The sequence below is a fragment of the Thermodesulfovibrio sp. genome (genome assembly GCF_049969575.1).
GTDB lineage: Bacteria > Nitrospirota > Thermodesulfovibrionia > Thermodesulfovibrionales > Thermodesulfovibrionaceae > Thermodesulfovibrio > Thermodesulfovibrio obliviosus.
The window spans coordinates 1-7736 of record NZ_JBMFOO010000024.1 but is presented as its reverse complement, the minus strand read 5'-3'; the positions used below and the strand labels follow the sequence as shown (position 1 = coordinate 7736).

At 36.3% G+C, this 7736-nt stretch carries 8 protein-coding genes and 1 pseudogene; all 9 read left to right on the top strand.

Annotated features, from left to right (window positions below):
- Positions 1–264: pseudogene (locus tag ACP5O9_RS06620) on the top strand (hypothetical protein); the annotation flags it as partial.
- A gap of 42 nt (positions 265–306) precedes the next feature.
- Complete coding sequence (gene clpS / locus ACP5O9_RS06615) at positions 307–612, top strand: ATP-dependent Clp protease adapter ClpS (protein ID WP_353685992.1); 306 nt, start codon at positions 307–309, stop codon at positions 610–612.
- Positions 602–2827 (top strand): ATP-dependent Clp protease ATP-binding subunit ClpA, encoded by a 2226-nt coding sequence (gene clpA / locus ACP5O9_RS06610; RefSeq protein ID WP_428723669.1) that lies wholly within the window; start codon positions 602–604, stop codon positions 2825–2827. Before clpS ends, clpA begins: the two co-directional genes overlap by 11 nt.
- Positions 2802–3560: a leucyl/phenylalanyl-tRNA--protein transferase gene (aat, locus tag ACP5O9_RS06605; protein ID WP_428723668.1), complete on the top strand. Its 759-nt coding sequence runs from the start codon at positions 2802–2804 to the stop codon at positions 3558–3560. Before clpA ends, aat begins: the two co-directional genes overlap by 26 nt.
- Positions 3541–4215, top strand: a complete 675-nt coding sequence (locus ACP5O9_RS06600) for an HAD family hydrolase (protein ID WP_428723667.1) — start codon at positions 3541–3543, stop codon at positions 4213–4215. The genes aat and ACP5O9_RS06600 overlap by 20 nt, the downstream gene beginning before the upstream one ends.
- Before the next feature lies 1 nt (position 4216).
- Entirely contained in the window at positions 4217–4561 is a 345-nt protein-coding gene (locus ACP5O9_RS06595) for a peptide chain release factor family protein (protein ID WP_353685988.1), read from the top strand.
- Between the two features lie 171 nt (positions 4562–4732).
- Entirely contained in the window at positions 4733–5104 is a 372-nt protein-coding gene (gene rpsL / locus ACP5O9_RS06590) for a 30S ribosomal protein S12 (protein ID WP_353685987.1), read from the top strand.
- Positions 5105–5117: 13 nt separating this feature from the next.
- A complete protein-coding gene (gene rpsG, locus ACP5O9_RS06585) occupies positions 5118–5588 on the top strand; it encodes a 30S ribosomal protein S7 (protein WP_424905330.1) in 471 nt (156 codons plus the stop codon).
- A gap of 14 nt (positions 5589–5602) precedes the next feature.
- Entirely contained in the window at positions 5603–7687 is a 2085-nt protein-coding gene (fusA, locus tag ACP5O9_RS06580) for an elongation factor G (protein ID WP_353685985.1), read from the top strand.
- The last annotated feature ends 49 nt before the right edge of the window (positions 7688–7736 follow it).

Sequence of the window (7736 nt, the reverse complement as noted above, 5' to 3'; positions counted from 1 at the left end):
GATAAGCGTTTTGAGGCAGTGCGCAATGAGATGAAAGCTTATTATGAAGCAACTGAGAAGCGTTTTGAGGCAATGGATAAGCGTTTTGAGGCAGTGCGCAATGAGATGAAAGCTTATCATGAAGCAACTGAGAAGCGTTTTGAGGCAATTGATAAGCGTTTTGAGGCAATTGATAAAAGAATTCAATTTTTGCAATGGTTTATGGGGGCAGGCTTCACATTTATAACTATTCTCATAGGAATTTTCGGATTACTCAGACATTAAATTTTATTGAACTTTTGATACCTGTTCTTTTATCATAAAATTATGGAAGAAAAAATTTTCCTCGAAGAACAAGAGGAAATCTCAATTGATGCTCCTGACCGTTACAGAGTTTATCTGCTGAATGATGATTACACAACAATGGATTTTGTTGTTCATGTGTTAATGACAATTTTTGACAAATCAAAAGTAGAAGCCACCCAAATTATGCTTTATGTTCACAGACACGGAAAAGGTCTTGCAGGAATTTATCCAAAGGAGATTGCTGAAACAAAGGTGGCTCAGGTGGAAAGCCTTGCAAGAGCTAATGGTTTTCCATTAAAATGCACTATAGAAAGAGATGATCAATAAGGATTTACAGATTATTATATCAGCCACTGTTGAAGATGCCATTGAGAGAGGCCATCAATATCTTACAGTTGAACATCTTCTTTATGCTATTCTTCATGATGAGTTTGGTATGGAGATAATTAAAAACTGTGGCGGCGATCCTGAACAGATTAAAAGAAATATTGAAAGATTTTTTGAAGAACAGGTTCCAAAAAGAAAAAATAAGGGTCAGACATATCCAACAGTGAGTTTCCAGAGAGTGATGGAAAGAACTCTCAATCATATAAAAAGTGCAGAAAAAAAAGAAGCTGATGCAGGAGATTTCCTTGCCTCCCTTTTTCTTGAGGAGGAAACCTACGCAGTAAACCTTCTTAAGTCATATGGAATTACAAGAATTGATATTTTGAATTATATTTCTCATGGTAGTCCTAAGACACGCTTTGGAGAAACTGTAACAAAAGAGGAAAAACGGGGAGATCCTCTTAAGACCTTTACAATAGAACTGGTTGAAAAGGCACGAAGAGGAGAAATTGACCCAATAATTGGTAGGGACAGTGAACTTGAAAGGGTTATCCAGGTTTTAAGCAGGAGAAGAAAAAATAATGTAATTCTGGTAGGCGAACCAGGGGTTGGAAAAACAGCAATTGTTGAAGGACTGGCGTTAAAGATTGCTCATGATAAAGTTCCAGAGCATCTTAAAGATGTTAAAATTTTTGCTCTTGACATGGGTTCATTGCTTGCAGGGACTAAATATAGGGGAGATTTTGAAGCAAGGATGAAGACTTTAATAAACTCTCTTTATAAAATCAAAGACTGCATACTTTTTATAGACGAGATTCATACTGTTGTTGGTGCTGGATCTGCAAGTGGAAGCACTGTTGATGCATCAAATCTTTTAAAGCCTGTTTTAATTGAAGGGAAAATCCGCTGTATTGGTGCTACAACTTATGAAGAATATAGAAACTATTTTGAAAAAGACAGGGCACTTTCAAGAAGATTTCAGAAAATAGACATCTCCGAGCCTTCTGAGGAAGAGACAATTGAAATTCTTAAAGGACTTAAATCCCATTATGAAGACTATCATGGAGTTATCTATACTGAAGAGGCTCTGCGTGCAGCAGTTCATCTTTCAGCGAAATATATAACAGAGAGATTTTTACCAGATAAAGCCATTGATGTTATTGATGAGGCAGGTGCTGTTGTGAGACTTTACCACAGCGATAATCCTGTTGTTACTGAAAAAGTAATTGAGCAGACAGTGGCAAAAATAGCAAGAATACCTTCTCAGGAGATAACATCAAGTGAAGCTGACAGACTTAAAAATCTTGAATCAGGATTAAAATCTGTAATTTTTGGGCAGGATGAAGCAATAGAAGTAGTTTCAAGAGTAATAAAACTTGCTAAGGCGGGTCTTAAAGAGCCTCAGAGACCAATAGGTTGCTTTCTGTTTACCGGTCCTACTGGAGTTGGAAAGACAGAACTTGCAAGACAGCTGGCAAACATACTGGGAATTAGTTTTATAAGATTTGATATGTCTGAATATATGGAGAAACATTCTGTTGCAAAGCTTATTGGAGCTCCTCCAGGATATATTGGATTTGAACAGGGTGGACTTCTTACTGAGCAGATAAGAAAAAATCCTCACTGCGTGCTTTTGCTTGATGAGATAGAAAAAGCTCATGAAGATATATTTAATGTGCTGCTTCAGGTAATGGACTATGGAACTCTCACGGACAACACAGGAAGAAAGGCAGATATGAGGAATGTCATTCTTATTATGACATCAAACATTGGTGCAAGAGAAATGGAAAGACCAGTAATTGGTTTTGGTGATAGAAGTTCTGATCAACTCAGAAAAAGTAAAGAAGCAGTTGAAAGACTTTTTAGCCCTGAATTTCGTAACAGACTTGATGGAATAGTTACCTTCAATCCTTTACCTGAAGATATTGTTTTAAAGATTGTGGACAAATTTATAAAGGAACTTAATGAACAGCTTGCATCAAAAAATATTTTCGTTGAAATTACAGAGAAAACGCGAAAATGGATTGCTCAAAAGGGTTTTGATCCAAAATTTGGAGCAAGACCCCTTCAAAGAATTATTCAAAGAGAAATAAAAGTGCCGCTTGTTGAAGAAATCTTATTTGGAAGACTTAAACAAGGTGGAAAAGTTATCGTAACTCTACATGAAGGAAGCCTTTCTTTTGAAATAGATGACGGTGTATTTGCTTCGTCGTGATGAATTATTCTTTCCTCATCCAGAATTTGCAGATCCTGATGGATTACTTGCAATTGGTGGAGATCTTAGCACGGAAAGACTTATACTTGCCTACAGGTCAGGAATATTCCCATGGTACAATAATGAACCAATTCTGTGGTGGTTACCTCCTCAGAGGCCTCTGATATTTCCCATGCTTTTTAAAATGTCAAGAAGTCTTTATCAGAGTTTGAAAAAAGACATTTATAAAGTTAGTTTTGATAGAAATTTTATCTCTGTTATTAAGGGATGTGCCACAGCTCCAAGAAGGGATTCTGTAGGAACCTGGATTACTCCAGAAATGATGGAGGCTTATATAAAGCTTCATAAACTTGGATATGCTCATTCAGTGGAAGTCTGGTTTGAAGGTAAAATAGTAGGAGGACTGTATGGAGTCTCAATTGGTAGAGCTTTTTTTGGTGAGTCAATGTTTACACTTATGAAAGATGCATCAAAGGTGGCTCTTGCCTGCCTTGTTGAGCATCTGATTAAAAATAGTTTTTATTTTATTGACTGCCAGATTACAAACAGACATTTATTAAGCCTTGGAGCCTATGAATTACCACGAAGAGTCTTTCTTGTCTTACTTGATGAAGCTTTAAAGAAAAAAGATTCAATAGAATGGAATAAAGAGCCAGAGCCTACATCAAAAACTGCAAAATTTCTGAAAGAAAAGTTAATTTCACGGAGGATTTATGAAGCTAATTCTTTTTGATATTGATGGAACTTTAATCAGTGCTGGAGGAGCGGGAACCCGCTCTCTCAATAAAGCTTTTGAAAAGGTTCTTGGAATTAAAGAGGCCTTTAAAAACTTTGAAATGGCTGGTAAAACCGATATCCAGATAATAAAAGAAGGACTTCTGCTTAATGGGATTGAGCCCTCTTCGTGGTTAGTTAATGATTTAATTGAGAGTTATCTTGAAAATCTAAAAATTGAAATCAATAACAATTCAAAGCATTTGAAACCAGGGGTTGATGAATTTATAAAACTCATTTATCATGAATTAAAATATCCAATGGGACTTCTTACAGGAAATCTTGAAAAAGGCGCAAGAATTAAGTTAGACCCCTTTGGCTTAAATTCTTTTTTCCCTACTGGTGCTTTTGGAAGTGACCATGAAGACAGAAACAAGCTTTTGCCCATAGCTGTTAAGAGATTTTCAAAGACATTCAATAATTATTTAGATTTCCATCATTGTATTGTTATTGGCGATACTCCAAGAGATGTAGCCTGTGCAAAGCCCTATGGAGCAAAGGTAATAGCTGTGGCTACAGGCCCTTACAGTTTTGAAACATTACAAAAGACAGAGGCAGACATAGTTATTAAAACTCTTGGAGAAATCAATAAAATTTTGCCACTTCTTTCCTAAAATGGGAAAATTTCCAGTAACTGAAAAGAAAGAAAAAGAGCTTTTAAGTGAAATGCAAAAGCTGGGAATAAAGGAATCAGATATTGATGAGAAGTTTATCAGATGCTCGGGACATGGAGGACAGAAGCTAAATAAAGCTTCTACAGGAGTTTATTTAAAGCATAAACCTACAGGGATTGAGGTAAAATGCACAAAGGAAAGATCCCAGGGATTAAATCGCTTTTTTGCACGCAGAATGCTTGTGGAAAAATTAAAAGAATATTTAGGCATTCCTACAGAAAAACAGAAAGAAATTGAAAAAATAAGGAAGAGAAAAAGCAAGTATCACAGAAATTCTCCTGACTAAGATTATTGATTCTTGTTGCTTTTTTTATATGAAATTGGTTAAATTACTTTTTATATATTTCAAATTTTGCTGCTAACTTACTTGACAGACTTTTTATTTTTTGATAAACTAAAAAGTCTTGTCTACGAATGTTAAAGTTTTGTTAAAGTAATTTTATTATGAGGTGAAAAGGTGCCAACAATTGCACAATTAGTAAAAAAAGGCAGGCAGAAGGTTGAAAAGAAAACCAAATCACCTGCTTTGCAATCATGCCCTCAGAAAAGAGGGGTTTGCGTAAGGGTATATACAACAACTCCAAAAAAGCCTAATTCTGCTTTAAGAAAAGTAGCAAAAGTAAGGCTTACTAACGGAGTTGAGGTAATAGCTTATATACCTGGAGAAGGGCACAATTTACAGGAGCATTCAATAGTTCTTGTAAGAGGCGGAAGAGTAAAGGATTTACCAGGTGTTAGATATCATATTGTAAGAGGAACGCTGGATTGTGCAGGTGTTAATAATAGAAGACAGAGTCGTTCAAAATATGGAACTAAAAGACCAAAATAAGCAGGAGTAGAAGATGCCAAGAAGAGGTTATGTTCCAAAAAGAGAAGTTTTACCTGATCCAAAATATCAGAGTAAACTTGTATCAAAATTGATAAATGTAATTATGGAAGATGGTAAAAAATCAATAAGTGAAAAAATATGCTATGGTGCTTTTGAAATTATCAGGGAAAAAACAGGTCAGGATCCATTAAGAGTGTTTAAACAGGCAATTGAAAATATTAAACCTGTTCTTGAAGTAAGGCCTCGTAGAGTTGGAGGTGCTACCTATCAGGTTCCAATGGAAGTAAGACCCAACAGAAGATTAAGTCTTGCATTAAGATGGCTTAAAACATATGCAAGTCAAAGAAAAGAAAAGACAATGAAAGAAAGACTTGCTGCAGAAATATTAGATGCCTACAATAATGTAGGTGCTTCAATAAAGAAAAAAGAAGAAACCCACAGAATGGCAGAAGCCAATAGAGCCTTTGCGCATTATAGGTGGTAATTTAGAGGAGTATTATGGAAAGATTCCCACTTGAGAAGACGAGAAATATTGGTATTATGGCTCATATTGACGCTGGTAAAACAACTACTACTGAGCGAATTCTGTATTATACCGGCGTTACATATAAAATAGGCGAGGTCCACGAAGGCACAGCAGTAATGGACTGGATGCCTCAGGAACAGGAGCGTGGAATAACTATTACTGCAGCATCTACAAGCTGTATGTGGAAAGATCACAAAATCAACATAATAGACACTCCTGGACATGTGGACTTTACAATTGAAGTAGAGAGATCTTTAAGAGTGCTTGATGGAGCTATTGCTGTTTTTGATGCTTCAGCAGGAGTGGAGCCTCAGAGTGAGACTGTTTGGAGACAGGCTGATAAATATAAAGTGCCGAGAATTGCTTTTATGAATAAGATGGATAAAATAGGAGCAGATTTTTTTATGTCAATAGAAAGCATGGTAGAAAAACTCGGTGCTAATCCTGTTGCTGTTCAGATTCCTATTGGCAGAGAAGATACCTTTAGAGGGCCTATAGACCTGATTGAAATGAAAGCTTATTATTTCGACGATGAAACTCTCGGTGCCAAATTTGTAGAAGATGAAATTCCCTCTGAGTATCTTGAGGGGGCAAAAAAATATAGAGAAAAAATGATAGAAGCCCTTTGTGACATAGATGACAGAATTATGGAAAAATATCTTTCTGGGGAGGAGATTACTGCAGAAGAAATAAGGGCTGCCTTAAGAAAAGGAACAATCCAGATGAAGCTCACTCCTGTTTTATGTGGTTCTGCCTTCAAAAATAAGGGAGTTCAAATGCTTCTTGATGCAATTGTTTATTATTTACCTTCTCCTCTTGATATTCCTCCTGTAAAAGGAATAAATCCTCTTGATGGGGCAGAAATATCAAGAAAACCAAGTGTAGATGAACCATTGACAGCTCTTGCATTCAAGATAATGGCAGACCCTTACATGGGTAGTCTTACTTATGTGCGTGTTTACTCAGGAGTTTTAACATCTGGTAGCTATGTATACAATTCCACAAGAAATATAAAGGAAAGAGTTGCACGAATTTTTAGAATGCATTCAAATAGAAGAGAAGAAATAAAAGAAATCTGTGCAGGAGATATCGCAGCTGTCGTAGGTTTAAAGAATACTTTAACAGGAGATACTCTTTGCGATGAAAATAATCCTATTGTTCTTGAATCCATAGAGTTTCCCGAGCCTGTTATCTCTGTTGCTATAGAACCAAAAACAAAAGCAGATCAAGAAAAATTATCTCTTTCATTGCAGAAAATTTCTCAGGAAGATCCTTCTTTCAGGGTAAGCTTTAATGAAGAAACTGGTCAGACAATTATTTCTGGAATGGGAGAGCTTCATCTTGAAATAATTGTTGACAGGCTCACACGAGAATTTAAAGTTGGAGCAAATGTTGGAAAACCTCAGGTTGCCTATAAAGAAACGATTAAAATGCCAGCTAAGGCTGAAGGAAAGTTTATAAGGCAAACTGGTGGACGTGGTCAGTATGGACATGTGTGGATTGAAGTGGAGCCCTTAGAGAGAGGAAAGGGCTTTGAGTTTGTGAATAATATTGTTGGAGGAACTATTCCCAGAGAATTCATTCCTGCTGTTGAAAAAGGTATTGTTGAAGCTATGGAGGGAGGAGTTCTTGCTGGATATCCTGTTGTTGATGTAAGGGTGACTCTTTTTGATGGCTCCTATCATGAGGTTGACTCTTCAGAGCTTGCATTTAAAATTGCTGCTTCAATGGCATTTAAAGATGCTTGTAAAAAAGCTGGACTTGTTTTATTGGAACCAATTATGGATGTAGAAGTGGTAGTTCCAGAAGATTATATGGGTGAGGTGATAGGAGATTTAAATTCAAGACGTGGTAAAATTCAGTCTATGGAAAAAAGAGGAAAAGCACAGGTTATAAGAGCAATGGTTCCTCTGGCAGAAATGTTCGGGTATGCAACTGATTTGAGGTCAAAAACACAGGGTAGAGGCACATATACAATGCAGTTTTCGCATTATGATGAGGTTCCTAAAAATCTTACAGAGCAGATAATTGCTAAGATAAAGGGAAATAACAAATAAAGTTTTAAAGATTTTAAGGAGGAAGGTAATGGGAAAGGCAAAGTTTGAG

Excerpts from the sequence above, each read along its gene's own strand:
- clpS (WP_353685992.1), top strand. The coding sequence starts at position 307 with ATGGAAGAAAAAATTTTCCTCGAAGAACAAGAGGAAATCTCAATTGAT.
- clpA (WP_428723669.1), top strand. The coding sequence starts at position 602 with ATGATCAATAAGGATTTACAGATTATTATATCAGCCACTGTTGAAGAT.
- aat (WP_428723668.1), top strand. The coding sequence starts at position 2,802 with ATGACGGTGTATTTGCTTCGTCGTGATGAATTATTCTTTCCTCATCCA.
- ACP5O9_RS06600 (WP_428723667.1), top strand. The coding sequence starts at position 3,541 with ATGAAGCTAATTCTTTTTGATATTGATGGAACTTTAATCAGTGCTGGA.
- ACP5O9_RS06595 (WP_353685988.1), top strand. The coding sequence starts at position 4,217 with ATGGGAAAATTTCCAGTAACTGAAAAGAAAGAAAAAGAGCTTTTAAGT.
- rpsG (WP_424905330.1), top strand. The coding sequence starts at position 5,118 with ATGCCAAGAAGAGGTTATGTTCCAAAAAGAGAAGTTTTACCTGATCCA.
- fusA (WP_353685985.1), top strand. The coding sequence starts at position 5,603 with ATGGAAAGATTCCCACTTGAGAAGACGAGAAATATTGGTATTATGGCT.